Source organism: Arenimonas alkanexedens, assembly GCF_054781355.1.
The window spans coordinates 284,692-299,333 of the sequence record NZ_BAAGUO010000001.1 but is presented as its reverse complement, the minus strand read 5'-3'; the positions used below and the strand labels follow the sequence as shown (position 1 = coordinate 299,333).

The 14,642-nt window shown below is 67.3% G+C and carries 18 protein-coding genes, 1 tRNA gene and 1 other RNA gene; 11 read left to right on the top strand and 9 right to left on the bottom strand.

Annotation, left to right across the window (positions count from 1 at the left end; translation table 11 throughout):
• Window position 1: 1 nt before the first annotated feature.
• Window positions 2-427 (top strand): DNA polymerase III subunit chi, encoded by a 426-nt coding sequence (locus ACYVGY_RS01385; RefSeq protein ID WP_460455698.1) that lies wholly within the window; start codon window positions 2-4, stop codon window positions 425-427.
• A 23-nt stretch (window positions 428-450) separates the two neighbouring features.
• On the opposite strand, the gene ACYVGY_RS01380 is transcribed toward ACYVGY_RS01385, so the two are convergent.
• Complete coding sequence (locus ACYVGY_RS01380) at window positions 451-1,761, bottom strand: aminopeptidase P N-terminal domain-containing protein (protein WP_460455697.1); 1,311 nt, start codon at window positions 1,759-1,761, stop codon at window positions 451-453.
• Window positions 1,762-1,768: 7 nt separating this feature from the next.
• Window positions 1,769-2,320, bottom strand: coding sequence for a UPF0149 family protein (locus tag ACYVGY_RS01375; RefSeq protein WP_460455696.1), 552 nt, complete (start codon window positions 2,318-2,320; stop codon window positions 1,769-1,771).
• 201 nt (window positions 2,321-2,521) lie between these two features.
• Here ACYVGY_RS01375 and ACYVGY_RS01370 point away from each other — a divergent pair, with 201 nt between their 5' ends.
• The 7 genes from ACYVGY_RS01370 (at window position 2,522) to rpiA (ending at window position 7,364) form a co-directional block, all read left to right on the top strand.
• Window positions 2,522-4,765, top strand: a complete 2,244-nt coding sequence (locus ACYVGY_RS01370) for a putative bifunctional diguanylate cyclase/phosphodiesterase (protein WP_460455695.1) — start codon at window positions 2,522-2,524, stop codon at window positions 4,763-4,765.
• A 32-nt stretch (window positions 4,766-4,797) separates the two neighbouring features.
• Complete coding sequence (locus ACYVGY_RS01365; RefSeq protein WP_460455694.1) at window positions 4,798-5,019, top strand: TIGR02449 family protein; 222 nt, start codon at window positions 4,798-4,800, stop codon at window positions 5,017-5,019.
• Entirely contained in the window at window positions 5,016-5,309 is a 294-nt protein-coding gene (locus ACYVGY_RS01360) for a cell division protein ZapA (RefSeq protein ID WP_460455693.1), read from the top strand. Before ACYVGY_RS01365 ends, ACYVGY_RS01360 begins: the two co-directional genes overlap by 4 nt.
• Window positions 5,310-5,460: 151 nt before the next feature.
• A non-coding RNA gene (gene ssrS / locus ACYVGY_RS01355) (6S RNA) lies at window positions 5,461-5,646 on the top strand.
• 3 nt (window positions 5,647-5,649) lie between these two features.
• Complete coding sequence (locus ACYVGY_RS01350; protein ID WP_460455692.1) at window positions 5,650-6,225, top strand: 5-formyltetrahydrofolate cyclo-ligase; 576 nt, start codon at window positions 5,650-5,652, stop codon at window positions 6,223-6,225.
• A gap of 7 nt (window positions 6,226-6,232) precedes the next feature.
• Complete coding sequence (locus ACYVGY_RS01345) at window positions 6,233-6,694, top strand: EVE domain-containing protein (RefSeq protein ID WP_460455691.1); 462 nt, start codon at window positions 6,233-6,235, stop codon at window positions 6,692-6,694.
• 13 nt (window positions 6,695-6,707) lie between these two features.
• A complete protein-coding gene (rpiA, locus tag ACYVGY_RS01340) occupies window positions 6,708-7,364 on the top strand; it encodes a ribose-5-phosphate isomerase RpiA (protein ID WP_460455690.1) in 657 nt (218 codons plus the stop codon).
• Between the two features lie 28 nt (window positions 7,365-7,392).
• Here rpiA and ACYVGY_RS01335 read toward each other — a convergent pair whose 3' ends face one another.
• The 4 genes from ACYVGY_RS01335 to rplM form a co-directional block, all read right to left on the bottom strand.
• On the bottom strand, window positions 7,393-8,451 hold the full coding sequence (locus ACYVGY_RS01335) for a cyclic nucleotide-binding domain-containing protein (RefSeq protein WP_460455689.1): 1,059 nt from the start codon (window positions 8,449-8,451) through the stop codon (window positions 7,393-7,395).
• 164 nt (window positions 8,452-8,615) lie between these two features.
• Window positions 8,616-8,689, bottom strand: a tRNA-Gln gene (locus tag ACYVGY_RS01330).
• A 30-nt stretch (window positions 8,690-8,719) separates the two neighbouring features.
• Window positions 8,720-9,112, bottom strand: a complete 393-nt coding sequence (gene rpsI / locus ACYVGY_RS01325) for a 30S ribosomal protein S9 (protein WP_460455688.1) — start codon at window positions 9,110-9,112, stop codon at window positions 8,720-8,722.
• Window positions 9,113-9,121: 9 nt separating this feature from the next.
• Window positions 9,122-9,553: a 50S ribosomal protein L13 gene (gene rplM, locus ACYVGY_RS01320; RefSeq protein ID WP_460456240.1), complete on the bottom strand. Its 432-nt coding sequence runs from the start codon at window positions 9,551-9,553 to the stop codon at window positions 9,122-9,124.
• Window positions 9,554-9,663: 110 nt separating this feature from the next.
• On the opposite strand from rplM, the gene ACYVGY_RS01315 reads away from it, so the two are divergent.
• Window positions 9,664-10,803: a (Fe-S)-binding protein gene (locus tag ACYVGY_RS01315; RefSeq protein WP_460455687.1), complete on the top strand. Its 1,140-nt coding sequence runs from the start codon at window positions 9,664-9,666 to the stop codon at window positions 10,801-10,803.
• Window positions 10,800-11,444, top strand: coding sequence for a 2-polyprenyl-3-methyl-6-methoxy-1,4-benzoquinone monooxygenase (gene coq7 / locus ACYVGY_RS01310; protein ID WP_460455686.1), 645 nt, complete (start codon window positions 10,800-10,802; stop codon window positions 11,442-11,444). The genes ACYVGY_RS01315 and coq7 overlap by 4 nt, the downstream gene beginning before the upstream one ends.
• Window positions 11,445-11,513: 69 nt before the next feature.
• Here coq7 and speD read toward each other — a convergent pair whose 3' ends face one another.
• Window positions 11,514-12,308 (bottom strand): adenosylmethionine decarboxylase, encoded by a 795-nt coding sequence (gene speD / locus ACYVGY_RS01305; RefSeq protein WP_460455685.1) that lies wholly within the window; start codon window positions 12,306-12,308, stop codon window positions 11,514-11,516.
• Between the two features lie 177 nt (window positions 12,309-12,485).
• Here speD and crp point away from each other — a divergent pair, with 177 nt between their 5' ends.
• Window positions 12,486-13,157 (top strand): cAMP-activated global transcriptional regulator CRP, encoded by a 672-nt coding sequence (gene crp, locus ACYVGY_RS01300; protein WP_460455684.1) that lies wholly within the window; start codon window positions 12,486-12,488, stop codon window positions 13,155-13,157.
• Between the two features lie 15 nt (window positions 13,158-13,172).
• Here crp and ACYVGY_RS01295 read toward each other — a convergent pair whose 3' ends face one another.
• Window positions 13,173-13,829, bottom strand: coding sequence for an HAD family hydrolase (locus ACYVGY_RS01295; RefSeq protein WP_460455683.1), 657 nt, complete (start codon window positions 13,827-13,829; stop codon window positions 13,173-13,175).
• A gap of 7 nt (window positions 13,830-13,836) precedes the next feature.
• Window positions 13,837-14,625 carry an indole-3-glycerol phosphate synthase TrpC gene (gene trpC, locus ACYVGY_RS01290; protein ID WP_460455682.1) on the bottom strand — a complete coding sequence of 263 codons (789 nt, stop codon included), beginning with the start codon at window positions 14,623-14,625 and terminating at the stop codon, window positions 13,837-13,839.
• Window positions 14,626-14,642: the final 17 nt, after the last annotated feature.

Below are 14,642 nucleotides of genomic sequence, written 5' to 3'. Positions count from 1 at the left end.
CATGGCGCGCGCCGATTTCTACCTGATCGGCAAGCCCCGCTTCCGCGAGCAGCCGCTGCTGCTCGCCTGCGAGCTGGCCCGAAAAGCCAGCGATGCCGGCCTGCCGATGCTGGTGCTGTGCGCCAGCATTGAACAGGCCGAAACGCTGGACGATCTGCTCTGGTCCTTCGACCCGGACGCCTTCGTGCCGCACCAGATCGTGGGCGCGGACGAAGAAGAGGAAGAAGTGGCGGTGCTGATCGCCGCCCCGGAGCACGACGCGGCGCTGCGCCCGCTGGTGCTGAACCTGCGCGAGGAGGCTGTTCCCGACGGTTTCGAGCGCGTGCTGGAGGTGGTGCCCGCCGACGATTCCGCCCGCGGCCCGCTGCGCGAGCGCTGGAAGCAGTACGTTGCCCGCGGCCTGGAAGTCGCCAAACACGACATGTAGCGTCACCGGACGCCTGCCGCGATTCAGCGGGAGGCGAGGACCGCCTCGACCGCGTCCGGATCCTTGGGCACGCCGTCGGTCAGCACTTCATGGCCGGTCTTGGTGACCAGCACGTCGTCTTCGATGCGGATGCCGATGCCCTGCCACTTCGCCGGCACACCCTTGCTACCCGGCGCGATGTAAAGGCCGGGCTCGATGGTGAAGACCATGCCGGGCTCGAGTTCGCGGTATTCGCCGGCAAGCTTGTACTCACCCACGTCGTGCACGTCCAGGCCAAGCCAGTGGCCGGTCTTGTGCATGTAGAACTTCTTGTAGCTGCCGCTGGCCAGCGCTGACTTCAGCGAACCCTTGAGCAGGCCCAGCGACAGCAGACCCTCGGTCAGCACTTCCACGGCGGCGTCGTGGCCGGCGATCCAGGGCTGGCCGGGGCGCGCTTTCGCGAGCGCGGCATGCTGTGCCGACAGCACTACCTCATACAGCGCACGCTGCTCTTTCGAATAGCGGCCGTTCACCGGCCAGGTGCGGGTGATGTCGGAGGCGTAGTTGGCGAACTCGGCGCCGGCGTCGCACAGCAGCAGGTCGCCGTCCTGGGTGGGGCCGTTGTTGTCGCGATAGTGCAGCACGCAGCCGTTGGCGCCGGCGCCGACGATCGGCTCGTAGGCGGCCACGGCGTTGTTGCGCCGATAGGTGTACTGCAGCGCGGCCTCGACTTCGTACTCGCGGCCGCCCGGACGGGTGGCGCGCATCGCCGCGAGTTGGGCCTCGCAGGCGATGCGGGCGGATTCGCGCATCAGCTTGATTTCCGCCGGGCTCTTGAACAGGCGCAGCTCGTGCAGCAGATGGCCGAGTTCGAGGAACTCATGCGGCGGCTGCGCGCCATGGCGCACCTGCGAGCGTACCCGGTTCACCCAACCGATCAGCTTGAGGTCGAATTCCGTGTCGCGGCCGAAGTGGTAGTAAACGCGGGAGCGCCCTTCGAGCAGGCCCGGCAGGATCTCGTCGAGGTCGGCGATGGGGTAGGCGTCATCGAAGCCATAGTTCTCCACCGCCCCTTCGGGGCCGGCACGCGGGCCATCCCAGGCCTCGCGGTCGGCGTCGCGCTCGCGGCAAAAAAGCAGCGTCTCGCCGTGTTTGCGGCCGGGCACCAGCACCAGCACCGCCTCGGGCTCGGCGAAGCCGGCCAGGTACCAGAAGTCGCTGTCCTGGCGGTAGGGGTAATGGGTGTCGTGGCTGCGCACGCGCACCGGCGCGCTGGGCAGGACGATGATGGCGTCCTCGTCTGCCATGCGCATGAGCTGCCTGCGGCGGCGCGCGAATTCGACCGGCTTGATCACGGCTGGCTCAGTTGAGCTTGCGACGGTGGCGCGGACCCAGCACGCAGTCGCTGTGCAGCAGCATCACTGCGACCCGGATGAATTCGGACACCTCCGCGAGCGCGGCGGCGTCAGCCTCCGGGTCTTCGTAGCTCAGGTCGCTGGCGGCGATCCGGGCGATGTCGCCCAGGGCTTCTTCGGATTCCTCGGAGAGCGGCGGCTTGGCGCCCGCGGCCAGCCCGAAGCCGCCCAGGAAGCCGCGGCACCAGGCCACCAGGCCCTCCCCACGCTCACTGACCGGCAGGCCTTCGGCCGGCAGCAGCAGTTCGAATTCGAAGTCCGGGGAGTCAAGCTGGCCGGTGCTGGCCAGATAGAGCTGGTCCAAGGCGCCGCCGGCCTCCGGGGCCGACAGCAGCGGGTCGGCCATGACCTGGGCGAACCAGGTCTGGCGATCGTGCTTGCCACCGCCCGAAAGGAAGCCGCAGAGGGATCCGTGCAGGTCGCAGGGTTCCAGGCCGGCTTCCAGGCTCTGGAGTTCGGCGACGAGTTCAGCGTGTTCAGGCAATTGGACGTCGGACATGGCTTCAGGACGGGAGGCAGGCCTGCATTCTAGCAAGGCCGGCCCAAGTCGGCCGACGGTGCTTGTGGCGGTGTTGGTGCCCCCCTACACTGCCAAAATACAGGGGCGATCGTTCACAGGGGATCATCGAGCCTAATGGCGCGTTCGCGAAACAGTGGCAGACGTCCGACGCGTGGCTTCGCAGCCAGCGTAGTCGGGGGAATGCTGGTGCCGATCGTTGCCCGGGCACAGGCTGGCGTCTCCGGGGATTCCGGATTCGTGCTGCAGGTGGTCCTGTTCGGTATCGCGCTGTGCCTGGGCTGGCTGCTCTGGCGGGTCTGGACCCATCGCCGGCGCCAGGAAACGTCCCTGCTCGGTGAAATCCGCGAACGCGAAGAGCGCCTGAACCTGGCGCTGTGGGGCTCGGGCGACGAGTTCTGGGACTGGAACATCCGCGAGAACAGCCTCTACCGCCTCGGCGCCAACCAGCTGCTGGGCGAAGGCAGCCGCGAGGAAATGAGCACCGACGACTGGCGCACGCACTCGATCCACCCCGAGGACCTGCCGCGGGTGCAAAAACTGCTGCAGGAACACATCGTCGGCCACAGCGACGTTTTCGAGTCCGAACATCGCATCCGGAACGCGGGCGGCGAATGGGTTTGGGTGCGTTCGCGCGGCAAGGTGGTCGAACGCGACACCAGCGGCAGCCCGCTGCGCATGGCCGGTACCGCCCGAGACATCACCGTCATCCGCCGCGCCGAGCGCGAGCGCCGGGTGGCGCTGGAAGTGCTGCGCTCGATGAGCGAAGCGGTGGCAGTTATCGACCTCGACTTCCGCTTCATCTCGGTCAACCCGGCCTTCTCGCGCATCACCGGGTACAGCGAGGAAGAAGTGATCGGCCAGAACAGCCGCCTGCTCGACTCCAGCCAGCACAGCGCCGAGTTTTACCGGCGCGTGCGCGACGTGCTCGAGCGCACCGGCCACTGGGCGGGTGAGATGTGGCAGCGACGCAAGGACGGCGAGGAATTCCTGGGCTGGATCGAAATGAGCGAAGTTCGCGACGCGATGGGGCTGCGCAGCCACTTCGTCGCCGTGGTCAACGACATCACCGACAAGAAGCGCGCCGAGCAGGAGCTGCGCTACCTGGCCAACTACGACACGCTCACCGGCCTGCCGAACCGGGCCCTGCTGAGCGAGCGCCTGGGCCGCGCGATCGTGCGCGCGCGCCGGCAGGAAACGCGGGTGGCGGTTCTGTTTCTGGACCTTGATCGCTTCAAGGACATCAACGACTCGCTCGGCCATGCCGCCGGCGACCGCCTGCTCAAGGCCGCGGCTACCCGCCTGCAGGCCACGGTCGGCGCCTCGGATACCGTAGCGCGGCTGGGCGGCGACGAATTCACCGTGGTGCTCGAGGACGTCGAGTCGATACCGGCGGTTGAACGCATGGCGCGGGAAATCCTGACGGCGTTCTCGATGCCGCTCGAAGTCGACGAACGCCACGACGTCTCGATCACGCCATCGCTCGGCATCAGCCTCTATCCCGACCACGCCCTGGTGCCTACCGACCTGCTCAAGTACGCCGATACGGCCATGTACCAGGCCAAGGCCGAGGGCCGGAACACCTACCAGATCTACAACGAAACCATGGACGCCGAGTCGCGCCGGCGCGCCACGGTGCTGGCCTCGCTGCGCAAGGCGCTCGACCGCGGTGAGTTCCGCCTGGTCTACCAGCCGCGCATGGCATTGGCGGACGGCCGCATCACCGGCGTCGAGGCGCTGCTGCGCTGGCACAGCGCCGAGCTGGGCGAGATCCCGCCCACGGTGTTCATCCCGCTGGCCGAGGAATCGGGCCTTATCCTGCAAATCGGCGACTGGGTGCTGAGCGAAGCGCTGCAGACCCTCAAGCGCTGGCGCGGCCACGGCTTGAACGAAATCTCGATCGGCATCAATGTCTCGGTGCTGCAGCTGCTGCGCGGCAACCTGCCGCTGAGCCTGCGCAACCTGATCCAGGACCTGGGCGTGCCGGCCAACCGCATCGAGTTGGAGGTCACCGAATCGATGGTGATGCAGAACGCCGAGCAGACCACCCACGTGCTCAACGAACTGCGCAAGCTTGGCGTCACCCTGGCCATTGACGACTTCGGCACCGGTTATTCGTCGCTGGTCTACCTCAAGCGCCTGCCGATCGACACGCTGAAGATCGACAAGGAATTCATCGGCGACCTGACCCGCGACCCCGACGACGAGGCGATCACCGCCACCGTCATCACCATGGGCCATTCGCTGGGCTTGAACGTCATCGCCGAGGGCGTGGAAAGCGAACAGCAGCTGAGCTACCTGCGTGAACAGGGCTGCGACGAGATCCAGGGCTTCTGGCTGTCGCCGCCGCTGGATTCGCACCGCTGCCTGGCCTTCATACGCAGCTGGCAGCCAGCCACCGTGGCGGCCATCCCGGCGCCGTATTGACCCCTTCCCCCGCCCCGCCTAAGGTGGCCGCGATGAGCGCCAACGATCCGATTTCCCAACTGCAGTCCCTGGTCGAGCGCTTCGAGCGCCTGGCGGAACAGCATCGTCGACTGCTGGATGAAAACAAGAGCCTGCGCCACGGCCAGGAGCAACTGGTCGCCGAACGGGCCCAGCTGCTGAACAAGAACGAGCTTGCCCGGTCGCGGGTCGAAGCCATGATCACGCGGCTCAAGTCGCTGGAGCACAACGCGTGAGCGAGCCGGTCAACGTCAAGATCCTGGACCGTGAGTACACCGTCGGCGTCGAACCGGCCGAGCGCGAAAGCCTGATGGCGGCGGCTCAGCTGCTGGACGCGCGTATGCGCGAGCTGCGCGGCAGCAACCGCATGGCCGCAATCGACCGGGTAGCCGTGCTGACCGCCCTGAACCTCGCCCATGAGCTGCAGCAGCTCAAGCAGGCCGCCGAAGCGCGCGACCTGGCGATCAGCCTCAGCCTGGGCGAACTCAACCGCAAGCTCGACGGCCTCTTCGACACCCCGCGCTGAGCCGCATCTGGACGCACCGCGTTTAGCCTCCGCTGTAGGAGGGCCTTCAGGCCCGAAGCTCTTCAGCGAACAGCTTCGGGCCTGAAGGCCCTCCTACAGTCGCGCGCTCAAGCGTTCACTCTTCCGTTAGGTGCGAGGACTATAATCGCGCTGTCCTCTGCCGTGTACGACAGCGTGCCTAACACTACACCTTGTCCCATAAACACGACCCGGGAATCCGCCCCATCCGTGGTGTGCATGTCCGCCCCGTTGCGGAAAGCCTGAAGCGGTGGTTCGGGTACCCACTTGATCCCAGGGATCAAGGTCGTTTCGTGCGCATCGGCATGGTGGAGGAACTTTCTTGAACGCTATTCGCACTTCCCTACGTGCTGAACTACGTGCCCGCCGCGCGGCCCTGCGCCCCGGCGAGCGACTCGCCGCCGCCGATGCGGTCGCGCGTCACTTGGGTGAACGTCCCGAGCTTCGCGCGCCCGGCTACGTGGCCGGCTACTGGGCAGTGAACGGTGAACTTCCGCTTCATGCGGTGCAGCTGAGGCTGGCGCCTGGCCAGGTCTGGTGCCTTCCGGTGACCACGCCGGATGGCGGGCTTGGCTTCGCGCCCTGGCGCGCCGGCGATCCGCTCGAACCCAACCGTTACGGCATTCCCGAACCCGTCGCCGAAACCCGATTGGCGCCTGAAGCCATGAGCATCGTGCTCCTGCCCCTGCTGGGCTTTGACACCGACGGCACCCGGCTGGGCATGGGCGGCGGCTACTACGACCGCGCCTTCGGCTTTCGACGGGGCCAGGCGGCGCCGCCGCATCTGGTCGGCGTGGGCTACGGCTGCCAGCAGATCGAGACGCTGGCCCGCGAGCCTTGGGACGTTCCGCTGGACGCGATCGCGACCGAAGCCGGATTCCTCGCGTTCGGGCGATAATGGCGGCATGAAACGATACTGGCTGATGAAGTCCGAGCCCGACGAGTTCTCGATCGAGGCGCTGGAAAAGGTGGGCAGCGAGCCCTGGACCGGCGTGCGCAACTACCAGGCGCGCAACTTCATGATGAAGGACATGAAGGTCGGCGACGGCATTCTGTTCTATCACTCCAACTGCAAGGTGCCCGGCGTGGCCGGGCTGGCCGAAGTGGTTTCGGACACCTATCCGGACCCGACCCAGTTCCAGAAGAAGTCCGACTACTACGATGCCGCCAGCAAGCCCGACGAGCCGCGCTGGTGGATGGTGGACGTGGGCTTCGTGCGCCGCCTCAAGCGCACCGTGTCACTGGACGACATGCGCGCCGAGGCCGAGGCGCTGGGCGAGGACTTCGCCCTGCTCCGCCGCGGCAATCGTCTGTCGGTGCTGCCGGTGACGGCCGCGCAGTACAAGCACATCCTTTCCCTAGAATAAGCCGGAGCCGCTGATGTCCCGCGACGCACAGAAGAAACTCGCCGCCGAGAAGGCCCTGGAATTCGTCGAGGACGGCACCGTGGTCGGCGTCGGCACCGGCTCCACGGTCGCGTTCTTTATTGACGGCCTGGCGCGCATGAAGGGACGGATTGATGGCGCGGTGTCGAGCTCCGAACAAAGCACGCGCCAGCTCAAATCCCACGGCATCCCGGTGTTCGACCTCAACGCGGTCGGTCCGCTGAAGCTCTACGTGGACGGCGCGGATGAATGCGATCCCTTCAACCGGCTGATCAAGGGCGGCGGCGCGGCGCTGACCCGCGAGAAAATCATCGCCGAGGCCAGCGAGCGCTTCGTTTGCATCATCGACGAGGCCAAGCAGGTCGACCTGCTGGGCGATTTCCCGCTGCCTGTCGAAGTGATCCCAATGGCGCGCAGCCTGGTCGCCCGCCGCATCGTCGAACTGGGCGGACAGCCAGTCTGGCGCGAAGGCGTCACGACCGACAACGGCAACTGGATCCTGGACGTGCACCACTGGCGCATCACCGACCCGGTGGGTCTGGAGGCCAAGTTGAACCAGATCGTCGGCGTCGTGGCCTGCGGCCTGTTCGCCGCCCGCCCGGCCGATGACGTCATCATCAACGGTCAGATCCGCCCCCTGCGCCAGCCGTAAATGTAGGAGGGCCTGCAGCGACCGGCAATCAGGCCGGCGCGTTGGCGGCCAGCAGGCGCAGCATGGCGCCGAGGCCGCCGTGCAGGGCACTGACCTCATAGCCGAGCCGCTTGAGCACGAAGGCAGCGGCGGCCGAACGTTCGCCGGTATTGCAGTAAACCACCACGCGCGCACCCGACGGCAAGGCGCTGGCGATATCCTCGCGCAGGCGATACAGCGGCACGTTCAGGGAGCCGTCAATCGCGCGCTGGGCGTGTTCTTCCGGCATGCGCACGTCCAACAGCGCCGCGCCGCCCTGCACCAGGCGGGCAGCTTCGGCCGGCAGCACCCACGACAGCATCGGCGGCTTGAGCACGGCTTCGAAGGCATCGCGCGAGAGACGCATCAGCTGGCCGCCCTGCATCATGCGCACGGTGGCGTTGCGCGGCAGGTTCGACAGCAGCGCGTCCTCGCCGAAGGTATCGCCTTCACGCAGGTAGGCCACGACCTGCGGCGCACCGTCGAGATACTTCGAGATCGAAGCGGCGCCCTCGCGCACGACGTAGAAATAGTCCGGGGCATCGCCCTCGCGCATCACGATCTCGCTGGGCTTGACGGTCACCGGCTCAAACAGCTGGAACATCTTCTCGATATTGCCGGTGGGCAGGCGCGCGAAGGCCTGGCTGCGCAGCAGGCGGAAGACCCAGTTGTTGCCGCCCGGCGCGGAACCGAAGTGACGATAGTTGTCGTCGCGGCTCAGCTGGTCCCAGGTGATCAGTTTTTCCAGGTAGCGGCGGTCCACGCGCATCACTCGCGCCTTCGACGACACCACCTTGGCGGTGAAGCGGCGCGGCACCGCATCGTTGAGCGAATAGCAGCCATGGGGCGCGCTGGCGATGTGGGCGATGCTGCGACCGTCCGGATAGTTGCAGCGCAACTCGCCTTCGAGCAGGTAGATCGTGTCCTCGTCCAGGTCGCCGGCCTCGAAGACGTTCTCATTGCGACCGTAGTCGGACACCGAGGCCTCGCGGGCCAGTTGGTCTCGAGTCTCCTGGCGCAGGGACTGAAGCGGGAACAGGCGGGCCAGATGGTCGGCGGGAACAGGCATGGGGCGACTCCGGGTGCGAATTGGCTGAGTTTATCGCCGCAGGGCCGGCTTGGGGTAGGAGGGCCTTCAGGCCCGAAGCCCTTCGCGAGGAGCTTCGGGCCTGAAGGCCCTCCTACAGCCTCGGCCAAAAAAGAGGGCCCCCGTCAGGGAGCCCTCTTCTTTTTTGGCTGGGGGACTAGGATTCGAACCTAGATAGGCAGAGTCAGAGTCTGCAGTCCTACCATTAGACGATCCCCCAATCTGGGGTCGCCGCCAGTCTACTAGGCGATTAACGCTTCGAGAACTGGGTGGCGCGGCGGGCCTTGTGGAGGCCGACCTTCTTACGCTCGACCTCGCGGGCGTCGCGGGTCATGAGGCCAGCCTTGCGCAGGTCCGGCTTCAGGGTGTCGTTGTACTCGACCAGCGCGCGGGCGATGCCCAGGCGGATGGCGCCGGCCTGGCCGGTGATGCCACCGCCGCCGACCGTAACGGTGAAGTCGAACTTGTCGCCCATCTGGCTGACGACCAGCGGCTGGCGCACGATCATGCGCGAGGTCTCGCGGCCGAAGAACTCGTCGACCGGACGGCCGTTGACGACGATCTTGCCGGTGCCCGAACGCATGAACACGCGGGCAGTGGAGGACTTGCGACGGCCGGTGCCGTAATTCTGCTGGATAGCCATGTCTGTGCCTTAAGCCTTGAAGTCCAGAGCCTGCGGCTGCTGGGCGGTATGCGGATGCTCCGAGCCCTTGTACACCTTGAGCTTGCGGTACATGGCGCGGCCGAGCGGATTCTTGGGCAGCATGCCCTTGACGCCGATTTCGATCACGCGCTCCGGGTGGGCGTCGAGAATCTGGCCCAGCGACTGGGTCTTCAGGTTGCCGACGTAACCAGTGAAGCGATGGTACTTCTTGTCCTGCAGCTTGTTGCCGGTGACGTGGATCTTCTCGGCGTTGATCACGACGAGGTAGTCACCCGTATCAACGTGCGGGGTGTATTCCGGCTTGTGCTTGCCGCGCAAGCGACGCGCGAGTTCCGAGCACAGGCGGCCCAGGGTTTTGCCGCTGGCATCGACCACGTACCAGTCTTGCTTGACGGTCTGGGCGTTGGCGCTGACGGTCATGGTCTTCATGACGGCTCCAAAATATAGAAATCGGGGTGGAAAGAGGCGGAATGATAGCGGCCCTTTCCGGCCCGTGCAAGTCCGGATTAAGCCCGTGCTAGCATCCCGCCATGCCTGCACCGCCTGAAACGGCCCCCTGCCCAGCGCTGCACGCGCCTGCCGCAGGCCTCGTGGCCTTGGCCGACCGCTGCGTACAGTGCGGCCTGTGTCTGCCGCATTGCCCCACCTACGGGCTCGACCAGAGCGAGGCGGAGTCGCCCCGCGGCCGCATAGCCTACATGCGCGCAACCCTGTCCGGCAGCCTGGCGCCCACCGCCGCCGGCGACACCCATCTCGACCACTGTCTAGGCTGCCGCCGCTGCGAGCGCGCCTGCCCCGCCGGCGTCGAATACGGCGCCCTGCTGCTGGGCGCACGCGCCCTGCAGACGCAGCGGCAGCCGCCACCTCTGCGCCAACGCCTGGCCGGCTGGCTGCTCGCCCGCCCGCCACTGCTGGGCCGCCTACTCGACGTTTATCGGATCGCCGGACCCTGGCTGCCCGGCCCGTTGCGTCCGGCTTTGCCGGCGCCAGCGCGGCCCCAGGCCCTGCCTGCAGCCAGCGGGCGCCCGTCGGTCGCCCTGTTTGCCGGCTGCATCGCCGACCGGCACGAGTCCGGCAGCCGCGCCGCACTGGCACGTCTGCTCGGTGCTGCCGGCCTGGACGCCGTGCTTCCCACAGGCCAGGGCTGCTGCGGCGCCGCCGCCGCGCATGCCGGCGACGCCGCCACCGCCACCCGGCTGGGCGAGGCCAATCGCCTCGCCTTCCAAGGCCATGAGCAGGTGCTCTGCCTGGCCAGCGGCTGCCTGGACAGCCTGTTGCATAGCCTCGACGGTCGTCAGGTCGAAGACGCCCTCACCGCCCTGGATCGCCTCGGCGAGCGCCTGACTTTCCGTCCGGCCGCGGGCCGCGTTGCCCTGCACCTGCCCTGCACACAGCGCAGCGGCGATGCGCTGCGGCGCCTGCTGGCCCGGGTGCCCGGGCTGGACCTGGTGACCCTGCCGGACAGCGGCTGCTGCGGCGCGGCCGGCCTGCACCAGGTGGCGTTTCCAGCGCGCGCGGCGGCCTTGCGCAGCCCCGTTCACGCCGCGCTGGCGGCCAGCGGCGCCACCCTGTTGCTATCGGCCAATATCGGCTGCCGGCTGCATCTGGCGCAGGGCCTTACAATCCCGGTACGCCACCCCCTGGACTTCCTCGCCGAGCATCTGGAATGAACGCAGTACGTCGCTACAGCCCGCTGGACCGAATCCTGATCGAAGCCCAGCACGCGCTGGTTACGACGCTGGGCACGGCCCGCGCAGAACGCGCGAATCCGGCCGGCCAGCTGCCCGCGACCCCTTTGGACGACGCCGAGCGCCGCCACGCCGCCGGCCTGATGCGCATCAATCACACCGGCGAAGTCTGTGCCCAGGCGCTGTACGTCGGGCAGGCGGTCGTCGCCCGCGACGCCGCCACCCGCGCCCAGCTCGAGCATGCCGCCCAGGAGGAAACCGACCACCTGGCCTGGTGCGCCGACCGCCTGCGCGAACTCGACAGCCGCCCCAGCCTGTTCAACCCGGTGTTCTACGCCGGCAGCTACGCGATTGGCCTGGCCGCCGGACTGCGCGGTGACGGCTGGAACCTGGGCTTCGTGGTCGAGACCGAACGTCAGGTCGAAGCCCATCTCGAGGAACACCTGGCCACCCTGCCGCCGGGCGATGAACGCAGCCGCGCCATCCTGCGCACCATGAAGGAAGACGAGGCCCGCCACGCCGACGAAGCCGTCGCCGCCGGCGCCCGTGTCCTGCCCGCGCCGATCCCGCGGCTGATGGCCCTGACCTCGCGATTGATGAAGGCCGTGGCCTACCGCGCCTGATCGCCCCGCACCAAAGAAAACGGCCCGGCGCTTGCGCACCGGGCCGTTTTCGCAGCGCATCGCGATGGTTCAGTCGGCCAGGTTGTGGCCATTGAACAGCTCGACGATCTCGCGCTTGAGCTGGGTTTCGATCCGCATCCGGTCCTTGAAGCCGAGGTTCTTGGCCTTCTCCTCGAACAGGTAGGTGTCGAGGTCGAACTCCTTGAGATGCATCTTCGTGTGGAACAGGTTCTCCTGGTACACGTTGACGTCGATCATCTCGTACTTGCCCTTGGTCGGCTTGGACAGGAAATCCTGGATCGAGTTGATCTTGTGGTCGATGTAGTGCTTCTTGCCCTTCACGTCACGGGTGAAACCGCGCACGCGGTAGTCCATCACCACGATGTCGGACTCGAAGCTCTCGATCAGGTAATTGAGGGCTTTCAGCGGCGAAATGACGCCGCAGGTGGCGACGTCGATGTCGGCGCGGAAGGTGGCGATGCCGTTGTGCGGGTGGGTTTCCGGATAGGTGTGCACGGTGATGTGCGACTTGTCCAGGTGCGCCACCACGGCGTCGGAGATCAGCTCCTTGCCCGCCGCCTTCTTGTCGATCACCGGCTCTTCCGAGATCAGGATCGTCACCGAGGCACCCTGCGGATCGTAGTCCTGGCGGGCCACGTTCAGGACGTTGGCGCCAATGATCTCGGCCACGTCGGTCAGGATCTGGGTCAGGCGATCGGCGTTGTATTCCTCATCGATGTACTCGATGTAACGCTGGCGCTGCTCTTCCGACACGGCGTAGCAAACGTCGTAGATGTTGAAGCTCAGCGACTTGGTCAGGTTGTTGAAACCCTGGAGCCTGAGGCGAGGAAGCGGCTTGACCACGTGGGCATTCCTGCGTGAGGAGGGGGATGGAGCGAGGGGCCGCATTATCGGCCAAACGGTCCCCCGGGGGAACCTTGGTGCCGCCGGCATTGCCCGAGACAGGCTCCGGGCCTAAGCTGAACGCCTGCAAGGGCTTCCACAGCCCGCCATGGCGCCGCCAGAACAGGAGTTCGCCGCATGTCGATCCAGCCGCCGAAATTGGTCAGTAGCCCGCTGGCGCCGGATGCCGCGACCATGGGCCGCTTCCTCGACCATTGCCACCGGCGTCGCTACCCGACCCGAACCGATGTGTTCCGGCCCGGCACGCCCGCCACCTCTCTTTACTACGTCATCAGCGGTTCGCTGAGCGTGGTCAGCGAGGAGCCGGACGGCCGCGAGCTGATTCTGGGCTATGTGAATGCCGGCGAATTCATCGGTGAGATGGGCCTGTTCTTCGCCGCCGATGCCCGCGCCGTGGTGGTCCGCACCCGCAGCGCCTGCGAGCTGGCCGAGATCAACTACGACCGCCTGCACCAGCTGTTCGCCGGGCCGCTGCAGTCTGAATGCCCGCGCATCCTGTATGCGATCGGCCTGCAGCTGTCCAAGCGCCTGCTCGACACCAGCCGAAAGGCCAGCCGCCTCGCCTTCCTCGACGTGAGCGGCCGCATCATCCGCACCCTGCACGATCTGTGTCAGGAGCCGGACGCGCTGTCACACCCGCAGGGCACCCAGATCCGGGTCTCGCGCCAGGAGCTGGCCCGCATCGTCGGCTGCTCGCGGGAAATGGCCGGTCGCGTGCTCAAGCAGCTGCAGGAGCAAAACCTGCTGCACGCCCGCGGCAAGACCGTCGTGGTGTACGGCACCCGCTGAGCCGATCGTCGGGACTCAGCGCAAGGTCTCAAACGCGCCGCGCAGGCGCTTCTGCACCCGCGCCAGACTGCGGGCATCCGGCCGCACCAGCACCGGCCGCGCGGTCTCGCACAGCAGCGGCAAGTCCCAGAAGCTGTCGCTATAAACCGCCGCGAACGGCGGCCGGATACCAGCGCGCGCCAGCGCGGTGATTTTGCGCGGGCCGATGGTGTGTTCCTGGCCAATCCAGCCGCCAAACGCCTGGCGCACACTCGAACCCACCACCGGCACGTCCGGCTGACCCAGCGCCCGCCACAGATCGCGCGCCAGGCTGGCTTCGGCCCCGGTGACGATAACCACCGGGTCGCCGGCGTCCAGATGCGCGTGCAGACGCCTGACCGCGGGCGCGATCAGCAGTTCATCGCGTCGCAGGGTGCAGTCGTGCAGGAAGTCGTCGCGCGCCTCCAGCAGCGCTTCCTGCGTGCTGCCCACGGTGGCCAGCCAGGTGTAGAAGCTGGCCGGCATCCAGGCACTGCGCCACCAGGCGAAGCCCGGCGCCAGGAAGGGAAAACTCAGCCCAGCGGCGAGCCGCCGCAGGGGATGACTGCGCAGCTGGCCGCGCAGCCAGGCCGCCGCGCAGTCACCCCGCACCAAGGTGCCGTCGAAATCGAACAGGACGGTCGCGGCGGGCATCCGGGCCTCAGGCGAACAAACGCGCCAGTTCGGTGCCGGGATCGGGCGCGCGCATGAAGGCCTCGCCGACCAGGAAGGCATGCACGCCGTGGCCACGCATCAGGGCCACGTCTTCGGGCGTGGCGATGCCGCTTTCGGTCACCAGCACGCGATCGCCCGGAACCGCCTGCTTGAGGTCGAGCGTGGTCTGCAGGCTCACTTCGAAGCTGCGCAGGCTGCGGTTGTTGACGCCTACCAGCGGCGCCCCGACCTGCAGCGCGCGCTCGAGTTCGTCGATGTCATGCACTTCCACCAGCACGTCCATGCCCAGCTCCATCGCCAGGTGCGAGAGCTCGGCCAGCGCAGCGTCGTCCAGGGCGGCCACGATCAGCAGGATGCAGTCGGCGCCCAGCGCCCGCGCCTCGTACACCTGGTAGGCATCCACGGTGAAGTCCTTGCGCAGCACCGGCAGCGAGCAGGCGCCGCGGGCCTGCAGCAGATAGTCGTCGGCGCCCTGAAAGAAGTCGACGTCGGTGAGCACCGACAGGCAGGCGGCACCGCCGCGTTCATAGCTGGCGGCGATGTCGGCCGGATGGAAGTCGGCCCGGATCACGCCCTTGCTGGGGCTGGCCTTTTTGACTTCGGCGATCACCGCAGGCAGGCCGGCCGCGATCTTCGCCTGCAGCGCGGCGGCGAAGCCGCGGGTCGGCGGCAGGCCTTCGCAGCGCGCCGAGAGTTCGGCCAGCGGCACGCGCGCCGCGCGCTCGGCGACCTCTTCGGCCTTGCGGCGCAGGATGGTTTGCAGAATGTCGCTCATGGGTTTCCTTCGGTGGC

Coding starts and splice junctions, on each gene's coding strand:
- ACYVGY_RS01385 (WP_460455698.1), top strand. CDS start 2: ATGGCGCGCGCCGATTTCTACCTGATCGGCAAGCCCCGCTTCCGCGAG.
- ACYVGY_RS01375 (WP_460455696.1), bottom strand. CDS start 2,320: ATGTCCGACGTCCAATTGCCTGAACACGCTGAACTCGTCGCCGAACTC.
- ACYVGY_RS01370 (WP_460455695.1), top strand. CDS start 2,522: ATGCTGGTGCCGATCGTTGCCCGGGCACAGGCTGGCGTCTCCGGGGAT.
- ACYVGY_RS01365 (WP_460455694.1), top strand. CDS start 4,798: ATGAGCGCCAACGATCCGATTTCCCAACTGCAGTCCCTGGTCGAGCGC.
- ACYVGY_RS01345 (WP_460455691.1), top strand. CDS start 6,233: ATGAAACGATACTGGCTGATGAAGTCCGAGCCCGACGAGTTCTCGATC.
- rpiA (WP_460455690.1), top strand. CDS start 6,708: ATGTCCCGCGACGCACAGAAGAAACTCGCCGCCGAGAAGGCCCTGGAA.
- ACYVGY_RS01335 (WP_460455689.1), bottom strand. CDS start 8,451: ATGCCTGTTCCCGCCGACCATCTGGCCCGCCTGTTCCCGCTTCAGTCC.
- rpsI (WP_460455688.1), bottom strand. CDS start 9,112: ATGGCTATCCAGCAGAATTACGGCACCGGCCGTCGCAAGTCCTCCACT.
- rplM (WP_460456240.1), bottom strand. CDS start 9,553: ATGACCGTCAGCGCCAACGCCCAGACCGTCAAGCAAGACTGGTACGTG.
- ACYVGY_RS01315 (WP_460455687.1), top strand. CDS start 9,664: ATGCCTGCACCGCCTGAAACGGCCCCCTGCCCAGCGCTGCACGCGCCT.
- coq7 (WP_460455686.1), top strand. CDS start 10,800: ATGAACGCAGTACGTCGCTACAGCCCGCTGGACCGAATCCTGATCGAA.
- crp (WP_460455684.1), top strand. CDS start 12,486: ATGTCGATCCAGCCGCCGAAATTGGTCAGTAGCCCGCTGGCGCCGGAT.
- ACYVGY_RS01295 (WP_460455683.1), bottom strand. CDS start 13,829: ATGCCCGCCGCGACCGTCCTGTTCGATTTCGACGGCACCTTGGTGCGG.
- trpC (WP_460455682.1), bottom strand. CDS start 14,625: ATGAGCGACATTCTGCAAACCATCCTGCGCCGCAAGGCCGAAGAGGTC.